The organism is Oxynema aestuarii AP17 (assembly GCF_012295525.1).
Classification (GTDB): Bacteria; Cyanobacteriota; Cyanobacteriia; order Cyanobacteriales; family Laspinemataceae; genus Oxynema; species Oxynema aestuarii.
This window is the reverse complement of record NZ_CP051167.1, coordinates 512,934-535,802: the sequence shown is the minus strand read 5'-3', so window position 1 is coordinate 535,802 and position 22,869 is coordinate 512,934. Positions and strand designations below refer to the sequence as shown.

At 51.1% G+C, this 22,869-nt stretch carries 15 protein-coding genes; 9 read left to right on the top strand and 6 right to left on the bottom strand.

Annotated features, from left to right (window positions below; translation table 11 throughout):
- Positions 1–4 precede the first annotated feature (4 nt).
- Positions 5–1,480: a site-2 protease family protein gene (locus tag HCG48_RS02250; protein ID WP_168567706.1), complete on the bottom strand. Its 1,476-nt coding sequence runs from the start codon at positions 1,478–1,480 to the stop codon at positions 5–7.
- 3 nt (positions 1,481–1,483) lie between these two features.
- On the opposite strand from HCG48_RS02250, the gene HCG48_RS02245 reads away from it, so the two are divergent.
- The 5 genes from HCG48_RS02245 to HCG48_RS02225 all read left to right on the top strand — a co-directional run bounded on the left by HCG48_RS02245 (position 1,484) and on the right by HCG48_RS02225 (position 7,900).
- Complete coding sequence (locus tag HCG48_RS02245) at positions 1,484–2,140, top strand: MBL fold metallo-hydrolase (RefSeq protein WP_168567705.1); 657 nt, start codon at positions 1,484–1,486, stop codon at positions 2,138–2,140.
- Positions 2,141–2,261: 121 nt separating this feature from the next.
- Positions 2,262–2,726, top strand: coding sequence for a hypothetical protein (locus HCG48_RS02240; RefSeq protein ID WP_168567704.1), 465 nt, complete (start codon positions 2,262–2,264; stop codon positions 2,724–2,726).
- A gap of 383 nt (positions 2,727–3,109) precedes the next feature.
- Complete coding sequence (locus HCG48_RS02235) at positions 3,110–3,538, top strand: hypothetical protein (protein ID WP_168567703.1); 429 nt, start codon at positions 3,110–3,112, stop codon at positions 3,536–3,538.
- A gap of 208 nt (positions 3,539–3,746) precedes the next feature.
- Positions 3,747–7,013 carry a CHAT domain-containing protein gene (locus HCG48_RS02230; RefSeq protein WP_168567702.1) on the top strand — a complete coding sequence of 1,089 codons (3,267 nt, stop codon included), beginning with the start codon at positions 3,747–3,749 and terminating at the stop codon, positions 7,011–7,013.
- 65 nt (positions 7,014–7,078) lie between these two features.
- Positions 7,079–7,900 carry a putative endonuclease domain-containing protein gene (locus HCG48_RS02225; protein WP_168567701.1) on the top strand — a complete coding sequence of 274 codons (822 nt, stop codon included), beginning with the start codon at positions 7,079–7,081 and terminating at the stop codon, positions 7,898–7,900.
- Between the two features lie 260 nt (positions 7,901–8,160).
- Here HCG48_RS02225 and HCG48_RS02220 read toward each other — a convergent pair whose 3' ends face one another.
- The 3 genes from HCG48_RS02220 to HCG48_RS02210 are packed head-to-tail and all read right to left on the bottom strand — an operon-like array spanning position 8,161 to position 14,733.
- Positions 8,161–10,140 (bottom strand): ATP-binding protein, encoded by a 1,980-nt coding sequence (locus HCG48_RS02220; protein WP_168567700.1) that lies wholly within the window; start codon positions 10,138–10,140, stop codon positions 8,161–8,163.
- A 21-nt stretch (positions 10,141–10,161) separates the two neighbouring features.
- Positions 10,162–11,181, bottom strand: coding sequence for an IS4 family transposase (locus HCG48_RS02215; protein WP_168571696.1), 1,020 nt, complete (start codon positions 11,179–11,181; stop codon positions 10,162–10,164).
- 30 nt (positions 11,182–11,211) lie between these two features.
- Complete coding sequence (locus HCG48_RS02210) at positions 11,212–14,733, bottom strand: ATP-binding protein (RefSeq protein WP_168567699.1); 3,522 nt, start codon at positions 14,731–14,733, stop codon at positions 11,212–11,214.
- Between the two features lie 1,034 nt (positions 14,734–15,767).
- On the opposite strand from HCG48_RS02210, the gene HCG48_RS02205 reads away from it, so the two are divergent.
- A complete protein-coding gene (locus HCG48_RS02205; RefSeq protein ID WP_168567698.1) occupies positions 15,768–17,531 on the top strand; it encodes an NACHT domain-containing protein in 1,764 nt (587 codons plus the stop codon).
- 157 nt (positions 17,532–17,688) lie between these two features.
- Positions 17,689–18,711, top strand: a complete 1,023-nt coding sequence (locus HCG48_RS02200; RefSeq protein WP_168567697.1) for an ABC transporter substrate-binding protein — start codon at positions 17,689–17,691, stop codon at positions 18,709–18,711.
- Positions 18,712–18,760: 49 nt separating this feature from the next.
- Here the strand turns inward: HCG48_RS02200 and HCG48_RS02195 are convergent, their stop codons facing one another.
- Positions 18,761–19,549, bottom strand: coding sequence for an ABC transporter permease (locus HCG48_RS02195; RefSeq protein WP_246259850.1), 789 nt, complete (start codon positions 19,547–19,549; stop codon positions 18,761–18,763).
- Between the two features lie 454 nt (positions 19,550–20,003).
- On the opposite strand from HCG48_RS02195, the gene HCG48_RS02190 reads away from it, so the two are divergent.
- Entirely contained in the window at positions 20,004–20,759 is a 756-nt protein-coding gene (locus HCG48_RS02190) for an ABC transporter ATP-binding protein (RefSeq protein ID WP_168567695.1), read from the top strand.
- Positions 20,760–20,801: 42 nt separating this feature from the next.
- Here the strand turns inward: HCG48_RS02190 and HCG48_RS02185 are convergent, their stop codons facing one another.
- Positions 20,802–21,944, bottom strand: a complete 1,143-nt coding sequence (locus tag HCG48_RS02185; protein WP_168567694.1) for a peptidoglycan-binding domain-containing protein — start codon at positions 21,942–21,944, stop codon at positions 20,802–20,804.
- A gap of 298 nt (positions 21,945–22,242) precedes the next feature.
- Between HCG48_RS02185 and HCG48_RS02180 the strand changes: the two genes are divergently transcribed.
- Positions 22,243–22,857, top strand: a complete 615-nt coding sequence (locus HCG48_RS02180; RefSeq protein ID WP_168567693.1) for a hypothetical protein — start codon at positions 22,243–22,245, stop codon at positions 22,855–22,857.
- The last annotated feature ends 12 nt before the right edge of the window (positions 22,858–22,869 follow it).

The window sequence follows — 22,869 nt, the reverse complement described above, 5'->3', positions numbered from 1 at the left end:
AGCTTTAGAAGTTGAGCCACTGGGTCACAAAACTGGGGGCGGGTAGGACGATCGAGAGTAACACGGCGATCGCCACCAAACCACAAAAATCCCGGCGATCGTCCAATTCGCTCAAGTCGTTGAGGGCGGGATTGTCGAGAATCGGCATGATAAATAGAAATAACGCTAGTAAAAACCAATCTCGATACAAGAACGACAACGCCAGCAGTGAAAATCGCGCAAATTGGCCGACCATTACCGCAGTGCGTTGCCCGAACATGGCGTGAACCAGGTGTCCGCCGTCGAGTTGTCCCACGGGCATTAAGTTAAAGGCGGTGGCAATTAAACCGATGTAGGCGGCGACGGCGACGGGATGGAGGGCGATCGCCCCTTGGGCGGTCAATTGCGACCCGAGGGCGATTTTACTCAGGATCGTCAAGAGGAAGGAAAAGCGCGGGTTGAGGGCTTCGATGGTCAACAAGCCCCCCTCTTCGGGTAGGTCTACGACCGTCGAGTTGTGTAAGCCCCACAGGAGTAGGGGGACGGTCAGTACAAATCCGGCGACGGGTCCGGCGAGGCTGATATCGAAGAGGACTTTACGATTGGGCATCGGCGATCGCATTTGGATGAAAGCGCCGAAGGTGCCTAAAAAGGCGGGAAAGGGGATGAAATAAGGTAGGGTGACTTCGATCTGATAGTAGCGCGCGCACAGGTAATGGGCCGATTCGTGAATCCCTAAAATCGCCATCAGGGCGATCGCGTAGGGCAATCCGTCAATCAGTAAAACTGGGTTGACAAAAACATTGTCGATCTCCAGTCCGGCGATTTGCGTCCCCATCACCGTCGTGGTAAATAACGTAATCGCCGCTAAGGCTAAGGCGATCGCGGGTTGGCTGAGATCGTCGCGTTGGCGTTGGTGCTGGGGATTGGGAACTAAGACAAAAAACGGTTTGCCTTTGAAATCTTCCTGCAAAACCACCAGAAAGCGATCGCCAAAACACTCGTGAATCTTGGTTTCAATCTTGTGGTACGCTACGTCCGGTGCCGCGCGCAACTGACCCCGGCAAATCACCGCCTGCGGACGGTAATCGATCCCGTGGAGGGGATAAACCGTCCACGAGAAACAATCGCGCAGTTGGTTTTCTTCCTCTTGAGTGAGGGGACGCGGTTCGGTCTCGGGTAACTCGGATTCAGACGCAGACTCGCTTTCGTCTTCCTCCTCCTGGGTCTCGACGACCTCGGTGCGCGGCAACGATCGCCGTCCCCACTGCACTAAAAACCAGTAAATTATCGGACAGACCGCAAAGGGCGCGATCGCCAAAATCGGCGGAATCGGCGCGTTTTCGCCGTAAACTACCAGCCATCCCAACCAAATAATGGCCGGAGTCATCAACACCAGCCACAAAATCCAGATCGGCGTGCGCGTCCGGTAAGCAACCCGACGCTGCAAAATAAGATAGGTAACCGCGCCTAAGAGAACGAGAAGTAACCAGACAATCATGCTATGCCCAAACAACCACGGGCTGTGTTCGACACAATTTTTGCCTTCCCTCCCAATCGAGAAACGTTAGGAGGCACAGCCTACTTTATTGTAAAAAAGAACGCCAATCTTCTGATTGATTGTCCGGCATGGGACGAAACGACCCAACAGTTTTTGGAAGAACGCGGCGGCGTCCGATGGCTGTCAATCACTCATCGAACGGCGATCGCCCGCGCTAAAGAAATTCAGCAATGTTTCGATTGCGAGATCGTCGTTCAGGAACAAGAAGCTTACTTGCTTCCCGGCTTGGAGGTCACTACTTTTCATCGCGAATTGGCCTTAGATCCCGATTTTGAGGCCATTTGGACCCCTGGACATTCCCCCGGAAGTGCCTGTTTGTACGCGGGCGTAGCGGGGGGCGTCTTGTTTACCGGGCGCCACTTAGTCCCGGACCGCGACGGCAATCCCGTTCCCCTGCGAACCTCGAAAACGTTTCACTGGCCCCGCCAACTGCGGAGTGTCGCCCTGTTGCGCGATCGTTTCAGTCCGCAAACCTTAACCGCGATCTGTCCCGGGGCCAATACGGGCTATTTGCGCGGTCAACGGGCGATCGATCGGGCCTACGATCGCCTCTGCGCGATCGACCTGGAGGCGGCAGCTCAAGCTCAAGCTATGCTCTAACGCCCCTCTAGACGGAGGTTACGGGCGATTGTCGATCCCGGGGTCGCCCCCCTGCGTCTCCCCTCGCCAACTTGCTACAATGCATCCGGCAATGCGATTCAATCCTGGAAAATCAAGGCTTATGACCGCTACCTCCGTTTATCCCAACGCCCCCGACCTCACGGCTGACGATTATATCGTTGTCGGTTTGGCGACTTGTTTTTTGAAAGAAGAAGGCGAACTACACGAAGTGAAAATCGCCGAACCGATTCCCTCGGCAGCCCTGGAGGCGATCGTTAAAGGGATTCCCACTTCCTATGAATTTGCTCGTGCGGCGAAAATCGGCGATGTTTTACAGGGAGATACTCCCAAAATGCTCTCGGAATTTCCCGCCGAAGCTCAATTTTGCGATGAGTTTGTAGAACGTTTGTTCGCCGCGACCCGCACCTACAAACGTCGTCCCGAAGCCACGGAAATTATCTCGGTAGGCAGCACCTATCGCGAATTGAATTATTCCACGGAACGCAAACGAGTACTCAATTCAGAAAACATCGTCAAAACTGAAGATAACGTCAAACAACATTCTTACACCCATCAAGTTTTGTAAGGCGATTTTGAACCGTTCGATAATGAATAACTAGGCTGCTTGTAGATTTTTCAAGGGATCTGCAAGCAGCTTATTTTTAATGGGTGCGATCGCCTGCACTATATCATGCCATCGTTTACAAATTACTTCGAGAGGTCGAGATACGCCATTGCCATGTCCCTAAAGGCGATCGGGTTGTATCGGAGGTTTGGAAATTGCAATGAATCATCGGTAGAAAGTTAAGGTAATGGGGCAATTTTTTCCACAATTGTGAATTTTGGATCGCCAAAAATGATAAAATCTTCAAAGATATCTTTTTGTGAATTTGCCTTCACTCAATTGGGAAACTTTCCCTCAAAGCCCTTTCAATCTCCACTCTAAAATCTCCACTCTAAAATCCCAAAATGGAACGAATGACCGAGCGTTTGGAATCCGTGAAATCGGGGGCGATCGCCGCCAGTGCGACGGTTGTCTCGTTTGAAGTTTTTTCTATTATCAATTCTCAACTCGGGACGGGCGATCGTCTCGGGTCGCCGTTCGGCGCCGACCCCTTCCACTGGGTGCTATCCAGCGCGATCGTTGCCGTCAGTGGCTTCCTCTTCGGCGTCACCTACCGCTACATCATTCGCGACGACGCCAACCCCCACCTCAAATCGGGAGGCGTCCTCGCCTTCGGACTGGTGCGCGGTTTAACCCAACTCGACCTCGGTTTATACTTAGAGCGCCCCCTCTGGCCCGTCGGCGTCCTCGTCCTCGAAAGTTTGGTCTTATTTGCCGTTGCAGGTCTCGTTCTAGATTGGGCGATCGCCCGCCACTGGCTCAAACCTTTTTGAAAATAACATCTATCTTTTTTCAAACCCTTGCCACCGCAGCACTGAATCTACCTACAACCGCTCACTCAATAAGCGCAACAGCACCATTCAGTCGCCGGATCGGGGGGTTGCCGATCGCCCTCAACAAAGGCAACACTGGGAGAGGACTTGACCCGTCGAGGGTCACGCCCCTCTATTTACCGTCGGATCGATCGGAGAATCACTACCGATGTCATTGAAGCCGCGACTGTCGAGCCTGTTAATCCTCACATTAAGCTTGGGGATCGTCCTCGAATTCCCTCACTCCACTCACACAAAGTGGCCGCGATCGGTGCGATCTCAAACCGTGGAAGCGGTCGAGGAAGAACCCCCCCAAAGCGAACGCGAGCAGTTGTTCGAGCGGGGAGAGGAACATTACGATCGCGGCGAATGGAACCAAGCCCTCGAACTGTTCCAACAAGTCCTCGTCCTCGATCGCCAACGGGGCGATCGCCTCGAAGAAGGCATCACCCTGTACAGTATCGGCTCGGTCTATCGGCAACTCCAACAGTACGATCGCGCCGAACATTCCTACCTGCAATCGTTGGCGATCGATCGCGAACTCGACGATCGCGCCGGGGAAGCAGCTACCCTCAGCGCCTTGAGCGATCTCTATCACGATTGGGAAAAATATTCTCAAGCCGAACAATATTACTCCCAAGCCCTCGGGATCTATCGCGAATTGGGCGATCGCTCCGCCGAAGCCAACCTACTCAACAATCTCGGCTTACTTTACGACCACTGGGATAAATTGGAGGAAGCCCGTTCTCACTCCGAACAAGCCCTCACCATTTATCGCGAATTGGGCGATCGCTCCAGGGAAAGCATCACCCTCTACAACCTCGCCCGCCTCTACTTCAAACGCGCCGATTACCCTCGCGCCGAACCCTACTACCAGCAAGGTTTAGCGATCGCCCGCGAACTCGACAATCGCCGCCAACAAGCCAATTTTCTCACCCGACTCGGAGAGCTTTATCACAATTGGCGCGAATACGATCGCGCCCAACAGTCCTACGAACGAGCCTTAGCCCTCTATCGGGAATTGGGCGATCGCCACGCCGAAGCCTCCCGACTCTACGACCTCGGCAGCGTTTACAACAGCCGCCGAGAATACGATCGCGCCGCACCCTATTTAGAACGAGCCTTAGCCCTCTATCGGGAATTGGACGATCGCCCCGGGGAAACCTGGAGCCTCGGGATGCTCGGACAACTGTATAGCAACCGGGGAGCCTACGATCGCGCCAAATCTTACTTAGAACAAGCCTTAAACCTCAATCGAGAACGGGGCGATCGCCGCGAAGAAGCCGCCAACCTCAGAAATTTAGGGGAAATCGCCCAAAAGCAAGGAGAATACGCCCGCGCCGGACAATATTACACCGACACCTTAACGATTTATCGCGAACTGGACGATCGCCTTTGGCAAGCCGCAACCCTCAACGACCTCGGTTCCCTCGCCCTCAATGTGGGTGAGTTCGAGTCAGCCGAACAGTCTTACCAACAAGCCCTCGCCATCAGTCGGGACGTGGGCGATCGCGAAGCCGTCGGCACCGTCCTCAACAACCTCGGACGGGTTTATGAAAGTCTCGGTCACTATAGCACGGCGCGATCTCACTACGAACAAGCCCTCGAAATTTACCGAGGGTTGGGGTCCCGTGGCGGCGTGGCGACCATCCTCAATAACCTCGGCGTCATCGACCAGCAACAGGGGGAATATGCCAAAGCCGAGCAATATTTACAAGAAGCCCTCGCCATTCATCGCCAAGTCGGCAACCGACCGATCGAAGGGACGACCCTCAATAATCTCGGTTGGGTTTACCAAGGGTTGAAACAGTACGATCGCGCCGAGCAGTATTATTTAGACGCCCTCGCCATCCATCGAGAATCGGGCGATCGCCCCCAACAAGGCATCAGCCTGCACAATCTCGGCGAACTCTACCGCGATCGCGGCGACTACCCGCAAGCCGAAAGCCGCCTATTTGAAGCGATCGAGCTTCGCGAACAGTTGCGCCCCGGATTGAGCGACGGTCAAAAAGTAGCCCTGTTCGAGCGGCAAAAAAACAGTTACGAACTCTTGCAACAAGTCCTCGTGATGCAGGACAAAACCGATCGCGCCCTCGAAATCGCCGAACGCGGACGGGCCCGCGCTTTTGTCGAATTAGTCGCCGAAAACTTCGCCGACCGCTTGAATGTCGAACGAGAAATCACCCCCCCCAACATCGACGAAATCCGCACGATCGCCCGCGATCTCGACGCCACCCTCGTTCAATACAGCCGGATCGCCCGTCTGTTCGAGATCGACGGACGGCGCCAATGGCGCGAATCCGAGCTATACATCTGGGTGGTCCAGCCGACGGGAGAAATTACCTTTCGCCGCAGCAACCTCACACCCTTATGGCGAGAGCAGAATACCTCTCTCGACACCCTGATTTATCAATCCCGTTGTTTCGATGACTGGGCCTGTCGTTCGGAATTGCGCATCGACCGACGGGGGAACCGCCTGCCAGAAGTCATCGGCAGTCGGAATCTCAGACTGTTCAACCTGCAAGCTCAATCGAGTGGAACCCAAGCGCCCCCGGAATGGGAAGTGACTTATGACGAGTTAAAACAACTGCACGAACTGTTAATCGACCCGATCGCCGATCTGCTGCCGACGGATCCCAACGAACATGTCGTGTTTATCCCTCAAGATTCTCTGTTTCTCCTGCCTTTTCCCGCCTTAATCGATGCAGACGGGCGTTATCTCATTGAAAAATACGCAATTTCTACGGCTCCCTCCATTCAAATTCTCGATTTGACCCACCGCCGGGGCCAGAAATGGGAGGAGAAGGCGCGAACCCAGGGTGGGGAGGCGATCGTCGTCGGCAATCCCCAAATGCCGAGGGTTTCCGAGGGTATCGGTCAACGGTCGCTCCAATTGGCCCCGTTACCCTATGCGGAACTCGAAGCCCGCGAAATTGCCCGAGTGCTCGACGTCAATCCCCTCCTCGGTCAACAGGCGACGGAAACCGCAGTGGTGGCAAAAATGCAAGGGTCGCGGATTATCCATCTCGCCACTCACGGCAGTTTCGACCCCAATCGCGCCCTCGATAGTTGGATTGCCCTGACCCCTTCGGGAAATGAGGACGGTTTGCTGACGGCGGCGGAAATTTTTGAGTTGAACCTCGATGCGGAATTGGTGGTGTTGTCCGCTTGTGAGACGGGACGGGGGAAAATTACGGGGGACGGGGTAATCGGGTTGTCGCGATCGCTGATTTCGGCGGGGGTGGCGAGCGTGTTGGTGTCGTTGTGGTCGGTTCCGGACGATACCACGGCGGTGCTGATGGGGGAGTTTTACCGTCACTGGCGCCAATCGGGGGATAAGGCCCAGGCATTGCGACAGGCGATGTTGGCGACGATCGCCGTCGATCCGAATCCCTACGGATGGGCGGCGTTTACCGCGATCGGTCAGATGCGCTGAGGGCGATCGATTGACCGACGTTTGATGTGAGAACTACAATAAGGCAAATTTCAACAGCGAAGTGAATGGGAACGTTTAAACCTAACTCCGGTGACCCGGTTCTTCCCCAACGAAGTCGTAAGGGCTATCTCAATTTCAGTCAAATCCCGTTTCCGCAACCGATGTTTTCCAGCGCCTTACAAACCCAAGCTCAAGAGATCGTCGTCCCGACGAGCAAATTACTCGATTTTTTAATTCCTCTGTTTCAAGTTCTCCAACCCAACAAGCATTTCAATCGCCACAAGGTTAATAATTATATTTATCGCAAATGGCGCGATCCGGGTTTGACGACGAATATAGAAGGGATTCGCGTGACTTATCAAGGGCAGCCCGGAGGTAAGAATAGCGAACATCACTGGCGGGTGGATGTGAGTAAGGCATCGCCGAAATTGCGCGAGGTCTTCGAGCAGTTGCAGCGCCATTCCCGCTTGCCGATCGCCGTCCCCTCCACCCCGACGGGCGATCGCGCGGCGCGAGGGGCGATCGAGTGGAATGGCTTGTGGTTGCGATCGCCCGCCCAGGTCAAGATCGCCGAAGCCCTCGATCTCCGACAGCTCGTGTTTTTTGCCAACGTTCCCGGTCGCGTTCCCACCCGGGACGGCCCGTCTCGGGCGATCGATGTCGAGTTTTCGATCGTCTATCGCGGACAATTGGGCATCCTCGAAGTAGACGGTTCAACCGATTCCGCCGGGTCTCCTCCGGACTACCACCGCGCTCGTCTTTTTTTGCGCCAGGGGATTATTTATACTCGGTTTACCGAACGGGAATGTTTGGACGATCCCGAAGCGGTGGTCGAGGAGTTTTTAGATTTGTTTGTTCGAGGATCTTTGGATTCGGCATTAGCTTAATCGGCGGGAAGCCCCGCACTCTACGCGAAGCTGTCGGGATGAAAGCCGAGGCGATGGAGTGGAACGGAGTCGCCATACTCTTTCGCTAATTTCTAGGGAGCATTGCTGTTTCTCCTAAGTTATAAGAGCTACATGCTTGTATTGACCTACTCATACCGGATTTACCCAGATCTCGCTCGGGAACTCCAGATGCTTAATTCGCCCAGGGAGGCGATCTTTGCCGTTTTTTCATGCAGCAATCAATCTCACGAGGGGATTGATTATCCCTCAATCGGTAGGGTGATGGTAAACACCGTCCCCCGTCCCAAGGTGGAATCGCAGCAAATCGTCCCGCCGTGTTGTTCGGTGATAATTTGATGGGCGATCGCCATTCCCAAACCCGTTCCTTTTCCGACTTCTTTGGTGGTAAAACTGTGGTCGAACACCCGGCGTTGGGTTTCCGGTTTCATCCCAGAACCATTATCCTCAATTTCAATCTGCACGCGATCGCGATCGACCTGATACGTCCGAATCGTAATCCGATTGGGGTTAGCTTTGAGTTCCGCGTAATCTTTCCCCTGGCAACCTTCTTCTAAAGCATCGATCGCGTTGGCTAAAATATTCATAAACACTTGATTGATCTGCCCTGCAAAACACTGAATCTCGGGCAAATCTCGATACTCTTTAACAATGTCGATCGCCGGACGCATTTTATTCGCTTTCGTGCGATGCTTGAGAATCAGTAAGGTACTTTCAATCCCTTCATGGAGATTAAATTTAATCTTTTGTTCGCGATCTTGACGGGAGAAAGTTCGCAAACTTTTGCTGATACTGCGAATGCGATCGATTCCCAAATGCATCGACTCTAAAAGTTTGGGTAAATCTTCGCGAATAAATTCGAGATCGAATTCTTCTAATTTTTCTGCGATTTCCGGGTCGTTCGCCGGAACTTTTTGCAGTAAATAGTCGATCGCAGCCATCAAATCACTTACGTACTCTTGGGCGGGTTTAATATTCCCTTGCAGAAATCCCGTAGGGTTGTTAATTTCGTGAGCGACCCCAGCGACTAAATTACCCAAGGCGGACATTTTTTCGCTTTGGACGATTTGTAATTGCGCTTGTTGGAGTCGGGTTAACGCTTCTTGCGCTTGGCGATACAGTTGGGCATTTTGGAGGGCGATCGCCGCTTGAGTACAGAGGAATTTCACCACTTGCTGGCGATCGGGGGTAAATACCCCTTTGGCGATCGGATGTTCTAAATAAAGAATCGCGATTAATTTCCCCTGATTTAAGAGGGGAACACAGAGGACACTTTGGGGTTGGCGTTCGAGCAAATACCCTCTGACGATCCCGGAAATATCCGTTTTTGCTTCGTCGATCGCCACCACTTTTTGAGTGTTTTTGACGTAGTGAATCAAGTAAGAAGGAACCGGACTTTCAACGGTTAACGGTTGCGATCGCGTGTCGGTTTCTACCGTTCCCTCGTCCGTGAGTTCCGCCATTGCTCGCAAGTGCCAAATCTCCTCTTGGGGAATTAATAAAGCTACTTTTTGCGCCCCTGCATTCGTTAAAATAATTTGAGAAATTTCGCACAGTAATTGGTCGAGTTCGATGGTCCGCGACAGGGTTTGAGCGGCTTTCAACAGCGAGGCTAAATCTAAAGAGTCGGACAATCCGGTGCTGCTATTGTGGGTATGAGTGGTAGAGAGTAAGGTATGAGTTAACCCTTCTAAACTGTTACTAGGATTCAACTCCAGTTTCGCTCGTTGTAAAACGGGCTGGAGGAGTTCTGGATAGTCCCGTTCGAGTCGGTCGGTTTTGGCTTTAGCACCCCAATACGCATAACAAGAATAGGCGTGTTGCATGTACTCGGCGGCGATCGCCTCTTTGGCCCATTCGAGATAAAATTGGGCGGCTAATTCGTTCCCTAGGGCTTCTTCTTGAATGTATCGGTTCGTTTTGGCTCCGGCAATGGCGCGATCGTAACTCTCGATCGCCCGATCGCGGCAGCCTTCCAAGCGCATTCGTTCGGCTTCGACTAAATCGAATTTATGTTGAAAATTCATCGGCCCTTGGGTGGCCCACTCTTTTAATTGTTCCTGATTGCTGGCGATCTGTTTCTCAACTGCTTCGCGATCGCTCACCTCCCCTTGTCGTAACAGTGCGATTAAGGTTAGAGATTCGTAAAAATTGACGATCGCCAGATGAATGAACCCAGAAGTGTTGAACGGTACTAATGAATTAGCATAAAATAGATACAAGAATCCTATGAAAAGCTGATTTCAGTGATGGAAAACTAGCTCTCTAAACCAGTGGACATAACTAATCTTTTCACACATAAAAGCCTGTAAATATCGCAACTTATCTAATAATGATGAACCCCATTCTTGGTTAATTTTTACTAATTTTAAAATTAGATATCCGATTAAACAGCAATAAATCTGGATTTCCATTCCATTCACATTTTTCGTGATAAATTTATCCAACTTTAAGTGCATTTTCAAGAACTTCCACAGCAATTCAATTTGCCAGCGTAGTCGATAAAATTCACCAATTTCTTCGTTACTTATTCCTCCTTCTCCTGTCTCTGGCAAATTCGTCACTAAGCGAAATTCAGTTTTTTCTTCCCGGTCGCAAAACATTACTACTCTTCCTTGTACTTGTGCTGTTCCTGTCCCCATTAAATATTCCCCATTCTCTAACATTTCTAATTTAATGTTTTTTCGGATTCTCAAGACGAAGTAGCGATTTTTTTGAGCTTGAAGTTGGGCAATTCTTTCTAAGCTGCAAAAACCTCTATCCATTACGGCGACTCCGTTTTCCGGCGTGGCTTCTATCGTTTCATTTCCATATTTGCTATCGTGTCCTTGACCCAAATGAATTGATATTCCTCCTGGGTTTCCTGTCACTAAGTTAATGCCACTAAACAGTTTCAATTGGTGATATCCTTGATGCCATAAGAGTTTACTCGTCAAAGTGATAATGGTTGAATCTAAAGGAAATATCATCAACTCTTTATCTGAATTTTGGGATTTTTTGGCTACTTCTTTTTTCAATTCATCCCACAATCGATGAAAAACTTCTGGACTACGAGTTTTACTGGCTTTTGAGAAGGTTGATATATCTACGGATTCTCCGCGAATATTTAGTCTTTTAAACAAACTTCTCATCGTTGTTTGACTCTGGTCTAAAATGAAATTTAGCCAAATTGAGACAAACTTGAAAGTGTCTAGTACTGGATAATCGTCTTGGGGCAGATGACTTAGATGTTTTTGGAGAATTTCAGGAAAGTTTGATACAATCATTGTTAAGTATTTATCGAAATATTGCCCCTATTTTACTTGATTAGGGACTTTTTTTGTCAAATTTCTCTTAACATTCAACACTTCTGGAATGAACCCAATCAGCGCATCTAAATACTCGCGTGCTTTTTGACTGTATGCTCGCCCTTGTTCGAACTCGCCGAAGCCATAGGATAAGATTAATTTCTGGATCCAAATTAACGCCAATCCCGAGCGATCTCCCGTGCTTTCGTGAAAAGCAAGTTGTTCTCTTTCATCGTAAGCACTGCCAATTAACGCCGTGAAACAGTCGCTTTCTCCCATCCAATTCAAAACCGCTTGGCGCACGATCTGGCAGTAAAGCAGGGTGTTGTGTTGTTGAAATTGTTCTAAAGCTTGGACGTATCCGGCGATTTCCGTCGCTAAAGACGCCAAAGGTTCGGCAGCATAGTAGGCATAATAGGCGTAGGTATTCGCCGGGTAGCCCGCAAATCCGAGATCGCCGACTTCCACACAACTCACGTAAGCCGTTTTGAGGGCGGGGAGGGATTCCCGTAGAGGTCTTTTCCAGTGGCGGGTAAAAGTATAAACCAGTTGTAAAGTTTTCCCTTTTAATAAGGCGTGCGGTTGACGCGCCAGCAAGTCGAGGGCTACTTGACCGAACTGGAAACCCAATTCCCGATCGCCGACGAGACCGCACAGTAACATCCCATAACAGGCATAGGTAAAGGGAGATTCGGGCAAGTGACCGGAGGCGATCGCCAATTCCACCTGTTTTAACGCACCGACGATGTAAAGCCGAGGTCGGGATAAGTAAGTCGGTGGCACGAGGGCCGTCCAAATCCGCGCCGCCGCTTGAATGTTGGGATCCCTGGCCTCTGGCAGGTCGAGCAGTTGTGCCGGAGAGCGATCGCCGATCGCCCGGGAAACGGACTCGAACGCGGCTCCGACGGCGCGATCGTCCGGATTTTCCGGCAATTCTACCCCCACTTGCGCCAAAATCGCCAATCCCGAGGCGATCGCCTCCGCCAATTGACCCCGCGCCGTGAGCGATTCTAACTCGATCTCGTATAATTTTAGCCGCTCTAACACCGTGTGAGTATGCTTCGAGATTTCCCGGGCGAAGCGATCGATCCGTTCCCAATCTCCACTCAGATAGCTCGCTTCCGTGGCGAGTTCGTGCAGCGCCAAGGTCAACTCATATTGCTCCTCCCACGGGCGACTTGGGAGCAGTTCGATGCCGATTTGAGCGTACTCCAGAGCCGCCGCGTAAGCCGTAGAGGCGATCGCCTTGCGACTCGCCGTTAAATTCAACTGCGCCAGCTTCTCCCGTTCGTTCTCCTCCTCAATCAATTGCCGCGCCACGTTAAGCTGACCGACAATCGCAAAAATGTTTTCTTCCCGCTCGTTTTCGGGAATGCAACCGAGCAGTAACTGGCCGATTTTGAGATGGGTGAGCGCTTTTTCCTCCTCGGGAATCAGCGAATATGCCGCTTGCTGCACGCGATCGTGTAGAAAACGATAGGTCGGCGTCACCGCATCGACCCCTTCCCCCTCTTGAGGCTCTCCCTGGAAAAATTTGTAAATCTCGTTTTTCGGCAAGACGAATTCTTCTTGCAACCCCGTCCACAAGTCTACTGCCACCGCTTCCGCCGGGCGTTCGCACACCACCGCCAAGCTCGTGAGATCGAAGCTATTCCCGATACACGCCGCCAGTTTCAACACCTCTTGGGTCGGCGGCGGCAGCTTTTGCAAGCGCTCCACCATAAACGCTACCACGTCGTCCGTCACCGCCAACTCGCGCGATCGCACCCAATCGCACTGCCAGTAACCGAGATCGGGCTCGAAGGCGATCGCCCCTTCCTCGTACAAGCGTTTGAGAAATTGGGTGGCAAAAAAGGGATTGCCTTGGGTGTTTTGATAAATTAACGCCGACAACGGTGCGGCAATTTCGCGCGAACACAGCAAGGTATCGGCAACCAAACGCGCCAAATCGACTTCAGTTAACGACAGCAAAGTTAACGTATGAAGGGTCGCCCCCGCTTGCCGAATTTCATCCAATGCCATCATCAAGGGATGGGTGGGAAAGACTTCGTTATCGCGATAGGCCCCTAAAACGAGCAAATAACCGCTCTCGGATTCGTTGACTAAGCGATCGAGTAGGGTTAAGGATGCCGAATCGGCCCACTGCAAGTCATCGAGGAACAACACCAGGGGATGCTCTCGGGTGGCAAAAACGCGCACGAAGTTTCCTAACAGTACGTTAAAGCGATTTTGCGCCGCACTGGCGGACAGTTCCAACACCGACGGCTGCGGGCCGATGATGATTTCGAGTTCGGGAACGACATCGATAATCACTTGGGCGTTTTCTCCCAAGGCGTCGAGAATTTTGGTTTTCCAAATGGCTAATTGACTGTCGGATTCGCCCAGGAGTTGTCCCATTAAGTCGCGGAAGGCTTGCACGAACCCACTGAAGGGAATGTTGCGGTTGAATTGGTCGAATTTCCCTTTGATGAAATAGCCCCGTTGTTTGACGATCGGTTTGTGAATTTCATTGATGACGGCGGTTTTGCCAATGCCGGAAAATCCAGCGACTAAGGTGATTTCTGTGGTGCCGTCGGCGACGCGATCGAAGGCATCGAGCAGGGTTTGCACTTCCCGTTCGCGTCCGTAAAGTTTTTCGGGAATTAAGAAGCGATCGCTGCGATCGCATTCGGCGAGAGCGAACGGAAAAATCTGTCCCGTGCGATTAAATTCTTGCTGGCATTTTTCCAGATCGTATTTCAATCCCAACCCACTTTGATAGCGATCTTCGGCATTTTTTGCCATTAATTTGCCCACGATCGCTTGCAGCATTTTTGGGATCGGCTTGGAGGGGCGATCGTCGGGAAAGTTGAGCGATTTTGCAATGTGGCAATGGACCACTTCCATCGGATCCTCGCTGACAAACGGTAATTCTCCAGTCAGCAGTTCAAAAAAGGTTACTCCGAGGGAATAGAAGTCGGTGCGGTAGTCTACTCCCCGGTTCATGCGCCCGGTTTGTTCGGGGGAAAGGTAAGCGAGGGTTCCTTCTAAAACATTGGGATTGCTCAGTTGCTGCTGTTCTTTTTTTAGCAAGGTCGAAATACTGAAGTCGATCAGTTTGACTTGCCGGGTTTCGGGATGAATCAGAATGTTATTGGGCTTGAGATCTTTATGGATAATATGTTGTTGGTTGAGGTAGTGAAGCGCTTCGGTTAACTGGAGGGCAACATCGAAGAATTCGGCTAAGGAACGATCGCCCTGCTGCCAGTAATCCCCGAGGGCGATCGCTCCTTCATCGGGCATAACTAATGCATAGCCATTGTTGTAGCGTTCTAAGGCTAACGGACGGACGATATTCGGGTGGTCGAGATGTCGCGTAATCAGATATTGATTGCGAAAGTGAACTAATTCGTTAAAGGTCGGATGCGATTTCCTCAGCACTTTAACAATGACTGCTCGACCGTCATCAATGCGCGTCGAACGGTACACGAGGGTACGACTGCCAACGTAAATGGGATGGGTTGGTTGATAACCCGTTAACTTTAGCATTGCGATCGCCAAAAAATCAGGTAAAAATGCAAGTTGAACTCGAAAAAAGCGTCAACAAAAAATAGGGTTCGTGGATTTGAAAAAGGGGTTGACAACCAGCACTACTCATGAAAATCATTCCCTTTCTATTCGAGAGGGATCGATTCGCGTTCCTATCTCTTGAAATCCAACCCGGCGAGAGGACGAAGAGGCTACCCGGTTTGAAGACGCTCTATGTCGGTTCTATTCAACGATAAGGGGAGAGAAAACCAGACAAACAGCCGTTTTTTTGAGTAAATAGCTATTTTCTAGATGGGGATTGTCAATCTACAAAACCTCAAGCACTCAACCCTCGATCTAGAGCGTTTTATTTTTGGTGAAGTTTTAATCGTTTAGAGCGCAGGCCGTCTGTGGCTCGAGCTGTATTAAAAATCAACACTTAGATGAGGATTGCTCTTATTGTTTCGTGATGACAGACCATCGGGCAGGATTTCGCAGTTCAATTCACAGCTTATTGTAATCATTGCCGAAGAGCTGCGTCAATAACGACATTCCCTCGCCATCAGTAATATTTATACGGCGACGCTCCCGCAAATCAGTCAACCAAGATCCTTCGGTTCTGTAAAGCGATCCCGCCGCCTTCTACCTGGGGTCTATCCCCGACTAGAGCAGAAATTATACGCCCGTCGTCGAGCGCGCGCTTTCTTATCCATAAAATGGCAAATTTGTCAAGATCGAAAAGTAAGTGTATGTGCCATTAATCTTCCTGAATTTTAAAAGAATCTCCTCCATTTTTGAGAGGCGATCGCATGACTTAAGGCGATCGGGTTGACGCTTCAACCCTTCCGGGAAGCCATCGAGACCCGGGAACGAGATCCGAGCGAGAATCCCTCTATTTTCGTTGCAAAAATCCCCCGACGAACCGATCGCCGCGATCGCCCCTATATATCCATAGGGGGTTATTTTGAAGAGCAATAAGCGGGAGAATAACAAAGGGCGATCGACAGCGAATCAGCTTCGCTGGGAAGCCGTGGCGAAAGAAACGCTCGTTAACTATGAATTGGCAGCCAAACCGTTGCAAAACAAGAACAGATCGTAGATCCGGCAACCGGGGTCACTCCGTCTCTGCTGAAATCCGTCGTGGGTTACTGCGAAAAGTACGCCGATTTTGGCTGGAAGGGGTGTTAATTCCGGCGTTGCACGGTCGGGAAGAATTACATTTAGATCTCGAAGTGCGCTCCGTTGCCGGAAATCTCACAATTCCCCAACCCACGGGAGATCGCCACCACTTGCTCGACGTCAAAGCCGGGGAAACTCTGCTGATTCTCGGTTCGGCGGGGGCGGGTAAAACGATCTTACTCTTACAATGGGTTCGCGATCGCCTCGAACTCGCCGAAAATAACCCAAATGCTCCCATTCCCCTGATTTTTGACCTCGCCTCTTGGCCCGGGGAAGACTGCCCGATCGCCCAGTGGACGATCGCCCAACTTCATACTTTGTATCAAATCTCCCCTGCCATCGCTCGGGAATGGTTCGACGACGACGGCGATCGTCTTCCCTTCATCCTCTGTCTGGAAGGATTGGACGCCCTCGGGATCGAGAAACAGCAGCCCTGTTCCGAAGCCCTCAATCGCTTTATCGAACAGTATCCCGACCTCACAATCGTCGGCACGAGTCGGACCGAGGAAGCTCACGAAGTGGCGACTCGGGTGCAGTTCGATTGCGCGATCGGCGTGCGATCGCCCACGGCGGTGCAAATCCAGCACTATTTCAACGGTCACCCCGAGGGCAAACTCCCGGTGGGTGGCGATCGCGCCGTCACCGTGTTGACCCTCAAGGCGATCGCCAGTCACGGCGACGACCTCGGCGATCGCACGATCGACAACTACATCCAGACGGCGATCGATCGCGCCTGCGATCGCCTGCCCTACCGCCGCGATCGGGTGCGACGCTGGCTGTTGTGGCTGGCCCGACGACCCGGCGATCGCGCCCGCAGCTTGTTTTATCTCGAACAATTACACTCGGATTGGCTGCCCCATCGCTGGCAATATTACCTGTATATCCTCCTCGTTTGGATCGCACGGGGTATCCTCACCGGACCGACGATCGGCATGGGTAGTGGCGTCCTCAGTGGCTTGGCGATCGGCAGTTTGCGCGGTCCGGCGGGAGTGGCGATCGCCCGGATCTTCCAATTTATCCGCACTCCGATCGCCGCCGGATGGTTGCGCGGAATCGGCGGATCCCTCAGTACGCTGACCTTCCGAACCCTCCAACCCTTAGCTGGAATTCTCGGTCATTCCCTCCGCCGACCGATCGCCCGCCTCCTGTGGAATGGGTTGCGTCGCAAAATCTTGCGCTATCCCTATCGCCTGGTCAGCAAACTGATTTTTCGCCGCCTCACCCCCAAACTCGTCCGCAAAATGTTAACCCGCATCAACCCGATCGATCGCGCGATCGATCCTCACAGTTACCCCAATCGAGGCATCTGGAAACGGGCGAAACAAGCGGCGATCGTCGGATGCGTGGGTGGCATACTCGCGATTCCCGTCGCCGTCGGTTTTGCCTTTTCTCCCCTCCGAGGGGCGATCGCGGGCTTTCTGTTGGGCATTTTTGCCGCCGGAAATTCCTGCATTCAACATTTATGTTTGCGTCTCATCCTCACCTTTAGCGGTCACATGCCTTGGAAATATGCCGATTTTCTCGATCGCCTCGTCACTATCGGACTGATGTATAAAGTCGGTGGCGGTTATTTATTCGTCCACCGTCAAATTTCCGAATATCTAAGCGGTTACACTCCCCAGGGGCGATCGCGATCTTAACTCCTCTCCGAAAAGGGGCGATCGCCATCAACAACATCCCTTCCACCGATCTACCTTCTTCAACTCATTCATTCCTCCTTAAAAACAATTCCCGATTCCCAAAAATTTATTCATTTTCTAAGCTAAACTAAACCCAAATTCTCATCCCGAACCTGTTATGAACCGACTGTGGACTCGTCGCCAAACCTTACAACTCGTTGCCGGAATCACCGGAGGACTCGTTCTCCACGCCTGCACTCCCGGCGATCGGCGATCGTCCGCCAATACCGCCTCCATTGGTTTGTTTACTTGGGTCGGTTCTACTCCCCTTTACATCGCCCAAGAAAAAGGTTTTTTTCAAGACTTAAACTTAAATTTAGACATTAAAGTTTTCGGAACCAATACCGACGGCAACACCGCCTTTATTTCCGGTCAACTCAATGCCGTTTCTCCCGTCGTCTCCGAAGCGGTCAGCCTCGCGGCCCGAGGAAAACGATTTCGCATCGTCTTAGTTCAAGATAATTCCGTCGGCGGCGACGGTATTTTAGCGAGGAATAAAATCAAAACCATTTCCGACTTTAAAGGACAACGAATTGCTGTAGAAGAAGCCAGCGTCAGCCACTTTTTTTTATTGCAAGTCCTCGATACCGTCGGCTTGGGTTCGGGAGATTTTACCCTCGTCAATGCCGGACCCGATGCGGCGGCGGCGGCTTATCAATCGGGCAATATTGATATTGCAGTGACTTATGCCCCGTTTTTAAAACAAGCGAACGAAGTTCAAAAAGACGGACGCATTATTTACGATTCCTCAAAAATGCCCACGGCTATTACTGATTTATATGTTTTTGATGCGGATTTTGTTGAAGAAAATCCCCAAGCCGTACGGGCTTTTGTCTCTGGAGTTTTACGAGGATTGGAGTTTTTGAAAACAAATCCCGATGAAGGATTGGCGATCGCCTCCCAACGTTTGGGCGTCACTCCCGAAAGCTTGAAAAGCGATCTACAAGGGGTCAAACTGCCCGATTTAGCTGCAAATGTAGAAATGTTGGCCGATCCGAATAGTCCCGTTTATTTATTAAAGTCGATGCAATCTTTGGCGAAGTTTCTCCAATCTCAAGGTCAAATCGATAAGATTCCCGACTTAGAACCATTCATCGAACCACAATTTGTCAAAGCATTGCAAAGTGAAGCGGCGGGATAAGTTAATATTGAATCATTTCTTTCACCTCTGAATTGCTTTGACGATGGTATTAATGGGTGGAATGTTCGGCCCAGGGGGTGAGTTTGCGCGAAACGATTTTAAAGCCATAATCGAGTAACAATCCGATCGCCCCAATCACGACAATACTGACTAAAACTTTATCCGTTTGTACGTACCGTTGTGCTCTAACAATTCTAAAGCCCAAACCGCGATCGGCGGCAATCAGTTCGGAGATGACGAGGAAATTCCACGCCCCAGCAATATTGACCCGCAAGGTGTCGAGAATACTGGGAACCGAGGCGGGTAAAATGACGCGCCAGAGAATCGCTTTGCGATCGGCCCCGAGGGTATAAGCGGCGTTTAAAAGTTCGTTGGGGATAAATTTAACGGCGTCGGCGATCATGATCGCGTTATAGAAGATAATTCCGAGAAAAATAATCGCGACTTTTGATAGTTCTCCCAAGCCAAACCAGACGATTAATAAGGGAATAAAGGCGGCAACGGGCATATAACGAACGGTTCCGACAATCGGACCGAACAGACTTTCCATACTGTAAAAGGTTCCCATGGCTATGCCGATCGGAATGCCGATCGCCGCCGCCGCTAGAAACCCTAGGGCAACTCTGGTGAAACTGACGGCAATATCTACCCATAAGTTTTCTTGAAAAAACATGACGATCGCCGCTTCGATAACGGCGGTTGGCGTGGGTAAAATCATCGGCGTTACCCAACCGCTATAACTGACGATCGTCCACAAGATTAGGGGGATGACGAGGGCAATTGTTGAAAGGGCGAGTTTTAGTTTTTTGGGGAATCCTTGACGAATACTCCAAAACACAGACGGTTTTAAATAGGATGGGCGCGATCGCGGCATGGGCTGCTGAGGTATACTGGCAGGAGTTACTCGATCCTGGATTCTAACATCCCGGCGATCGCTGTATTTTTTGGCTACTTTTGCAATATTTTTTTACAAAAATTTATCGATTTTTGCGCGAAATTTGCTCGAATAGGGATTGCGCTGGCGGCTGAAGTTTGGTATGATTTATATCATAATGGGAATCTGTGTAAAAATAAAAATTTTCGTCAGATTTCCATTATGATATAAATGTATCATAGAACGCGCCCCCGCGATCGCCTGCCTTACATTTCTTTATAAAAAAAAGATCGTCATTTTTTTTATAATCTTTGTCGCATATTTTTGTCGCATAATTTCTGTCGCATAATTTCTGTCGCAACAGCGAGCTAAACTAACTGAGCCATCTCAAAAGCCATCTCAAAACTCTCTGGAAAGAATGACCGAATTCGGCGAAGCGAAATTGCAAGTACGTGGGGTTGACAAATACTTCGATCGCTTTCACGTTTTAGCGGCGATCGACTTGCACTTAGAAGCCAATGAATTTGTTTCGATCGTCGGCGCGTCCGGATGTGGAAAATCCACCTTACTCAACATCATTGCCGGATTGACACCTCCGAGTACGGGAGAAGTCCTCGTTGACGGTCACATCGTGCGCGGACCGGGGAGCGATCGCGGCATGATTTTTCAGAACTATTCTTTATTTCCCTGGTTGAGTGTAGCGGATAATATTGCATTTGGATTGAAACTCAAAGGAGTCTCGCGATCGCGGCAAAAAGAGAAAATAGCTTATTATTTAGAAGTCGTCGGCTTGAGTCAATTCGCCAATGCTTATCCCAAACAACTCTCGGGAGGGATGAAACAACGGGTGGCGATCGCCCGCGCCTTAGCCAACGAACCGGAAGTGTTATTAATGGACGAACCCTTTGGAGCCTTAGACGCGCAAACCCGGGAACAAATGCAGCTTTTTCTGTTAAATTTGTGGGAGCAAACTCACACCACAATTTTAACGATTACCCACGATGTGGAAGAAGCGATTTTCCTGTCCCAACGTATCTATATCATGAGCGCGCATCCCGGTAGAATTAAAGCGGAAATCCGAGTCGATCTCGATCGCGATCGGGATTTAGAAACCAAATTGACCCCGAAATTTATCGAAATTCAGCGTCAAGTTCTGCACCAATTACGACAATAAAAAAAGCGGCCCCAACGACCGCCCTAGAAAGTTGGGGATGGCTCACTCGACCGATCGCAACAAGCTAACTAAAATATTTTGGGTATTCGGGCCGGCAACCCCATCGGCATAGAGCTGACGATCGCGCTGCAACTGCTCGACCGCTTCCTCGGTAAGCGGGCCGAAATATCCGGTAACCGGACCGTGAAAATAGCCCGCACTCATTAACTGACGCTGTAGTGCTTCCACCTCGGAACCGCGATCGCCGCGCGCCAGTTGGGCGCGATCGCCGGGCACAGAAGGGTCGCCGAGGTCAGTTTGAGATAAAATAGTCGCAGTCGTGCTGCCGACCTTGCCATCGACGGCGAGATGATAGTCCGCTTGAAAGCTGCGGACGGCGGTTTCCGTAAGCGGACCGAAATATCCCGTACGCGGACCGTGGAAGTACCCCAGGGCCAGCAATCGATCTTGCAACTGCTCGACTTGCGGACCGCGATCGCCTCTCGCCAACAGTTCCCCTCTGGCTAACAGTTCGATCGATGGGTTAGGGGTTTCGCGGGTATCGTCCAGACGGCGACTCGGCGTGACATCCACCGGATCGGCGCCGGGAGTAAAGACGATCGCCTCCTCTACGGCGATTTGAGTGTTGGTATTGGCCCTCCCGTCGATCGGCAAGCCGTAATCGCGCTGAAAATCGCGGACGGCGACGGTGGTTCCTTCGTCGTAAATGCCCGAAATCGGGCCGAAATAGTAACCGAGAATCGATAAACTTTGCTGCCAGCGCACGACCTTTTCGCCGCGATCGCCCTTACCGAAGTCAATATATTGAGTGTGAGGAGATTGTAAGAGCGATTCGGTCGCCGAACCGACCACCCCATCGGCGATCGTCTGGTGTCGTTCTTGAAAACGCTTGACCGCCGCTTCCGTTTGCGGCCCAAAATAACCGTTGACCGGACCGTTGTAAATTCCGGCATCCATCAGTTGTGCTTGCAGTTCGGTGACTTGCGGACCGCGATCGCCGAAACGCAACGCCGCCAAACTGGCTTGAGTGTGAACGACTAACAATAAGCTCGGAGTCAATCCGAGTAGGGTAAAACTGGCAGCCGCCGAGAGCTTTTTCCAGTTAAAGTGAGTGGCAATGGCGACCGGGGGATCGACTTGCGGATCGCGGTCGGCCAGCACTTCTAAATAAGCCAAATTTTCCATAACGAGCCTCTGATTGTGAGGGTGAGAATTGAATGATGGTCTTGCGATCGTCGAGTATGCGATCGCGCAACTCGTCAGTCGTGTAGTTGTTTTAAAAAGGATTAACTCGGTTAGAGAAAACCTCAAGCCAACCCCTACTGACCCATTAGTTCTAATTTAGCGAAACGACATCCGCATAAGATAGCGGTTCGATCCACCTATTCGTTAACTGATAAGTTAAATGAAGGCGATCGCCCCTCCCGCGTTCCTCTCTTTCTCTCCCGTCAAGAACTAAGCTGAATCAAAAATTAACTAGAAGATGCAAGACGATTCTATACTCCTACTCGATCGCGCCGTCAACAGCGTCCTCGCCCACTCTCCCGACAAACCGAAACCGGAAACGGTGGTCGAAGCTCTTTTAAAGGCCGAACGCCTCGCCAAAACTTCCAAACATCGCCATTATTTCGAGGAATTTTTGGGAACCTGGCGTTTATGTTTCGTCACCGGAACCCAAAAAACCCGCCAACAGGCCGGAAATTTAATTGGTTCCGGGCTTTACCTTCCCCCTTGGGTCGAGATCGAACTGAGTTACCTCTCCCTCGCCCAATCCCCGGATCTCGATGGGTGCGAGGCGATCGGACGAGTTCGCAATCAGGTCAATTTAGGAATGCTGCGAGTGACGTTGAGCGGTCCGACGAAATTTATACCGCCTAAAAATATCGTCGCTTTTGATTTTACCCAAATGCAGGTCAAAGTTTTTGGCGCCAAGCTCTACGGTGGCGACATTCGCGGCGGACAAAGCGGCGAAGCCGGATTTTACCGCGATCGCATCGCCAAACAAGCGTTTTTTGCTTATTTTCTCGTCACCGACACCGCGATCGCCGCCCGAGGACGCGGCGGTGGGTTAGCTTTATGGGGTAGGATGAAGGGCTGACACCTCAAAAAT

Bases quoted from the DNA above. Each gene is read 5' to 3' on its own strand.
- HCG48_RS02205 (WP_168567698.1), top strand. From the start codon at position 15,768: ATGAATTGGCAGCCAAACCGTTGCAAAACAAGAACAGATCGTAGATCC.
- HCG48_RS02190 (WP_168567695.1), top strand. From the start codon at position 20,004: ATGACCGAATTCGGCGAAGCGAAATTGCAAGTACGTGGGGTTGACAAA.
- HCG48_RS02200 (WP_168567697.1), top strand. From the start codon at position 17,689: ATGAACCGACTGTGGACTCGTCGCCAAACCTTACAACTCGTTGCCGGA.
- HCG48_RS02240 (WP_168567704.1), top strand. From the start codon at position 2,262: ATGACCGCTACCTCCGTTTATCCCAACGCCCCCGACCTCACGGCTGAC.
- HCG48_RS02180 (WP_168567693.1), top strand. From the start codon at position 22,243: ATGCAAGACGATTCTATACTCCTACTCGATCGCGCCGTCAACAGCGTC.
- HCG48_RS02235 (WP_168567703.1), top strand. From the start codon at position 3,110: ATGGAACGAATGACCGAGCGTTTGGAATCCGTGAAATCGGGGGCGATC.
- HCG48_RS02210 (WP_168567699.1), bottom strand. From the start codon at position 14,733: ATGCTAAAGTTAACGGGTTATCAACCAACCCATCCCATTTACGTTGGC.
- HCG48_RS02225 (WP_168567701.1), top strand. From the start codon at position 7,079: ATGGGAACGTTTAAACCTAACTCCGGTGACCCGGTTCTTCCCCAACGA.
- HCG48_RS02230 (WP_168567702.1), top strand. From the start codon at position 3,747: ATGTCATTGAAGCCGCGACTGTCGAGCCTGTTAATCCTCACATTAAGC.
- HCG48_RS02245 (WP_168567705.1), top strand. From the start codon at position 1,484: ATGCCCAAACAACCACGGGCTGTGTTCGACACAATTTTTGCCTTCCCT.
- HCG48_RS02185 (WP_168567694.1), bottom strand. From the start codon at position 21,944: ATGGAAAATTTGGCTTATTTAGAAGTGCTGGCCGACCGCGATCCGCAA.
- HCG48_RS02250 (WP_168567706.1), bottom strand. From the start codon at position 1,480: ATGATTGTCTGGTTACTTCTCGTTCTCTTAGGCGCGGTTACCTATCTT.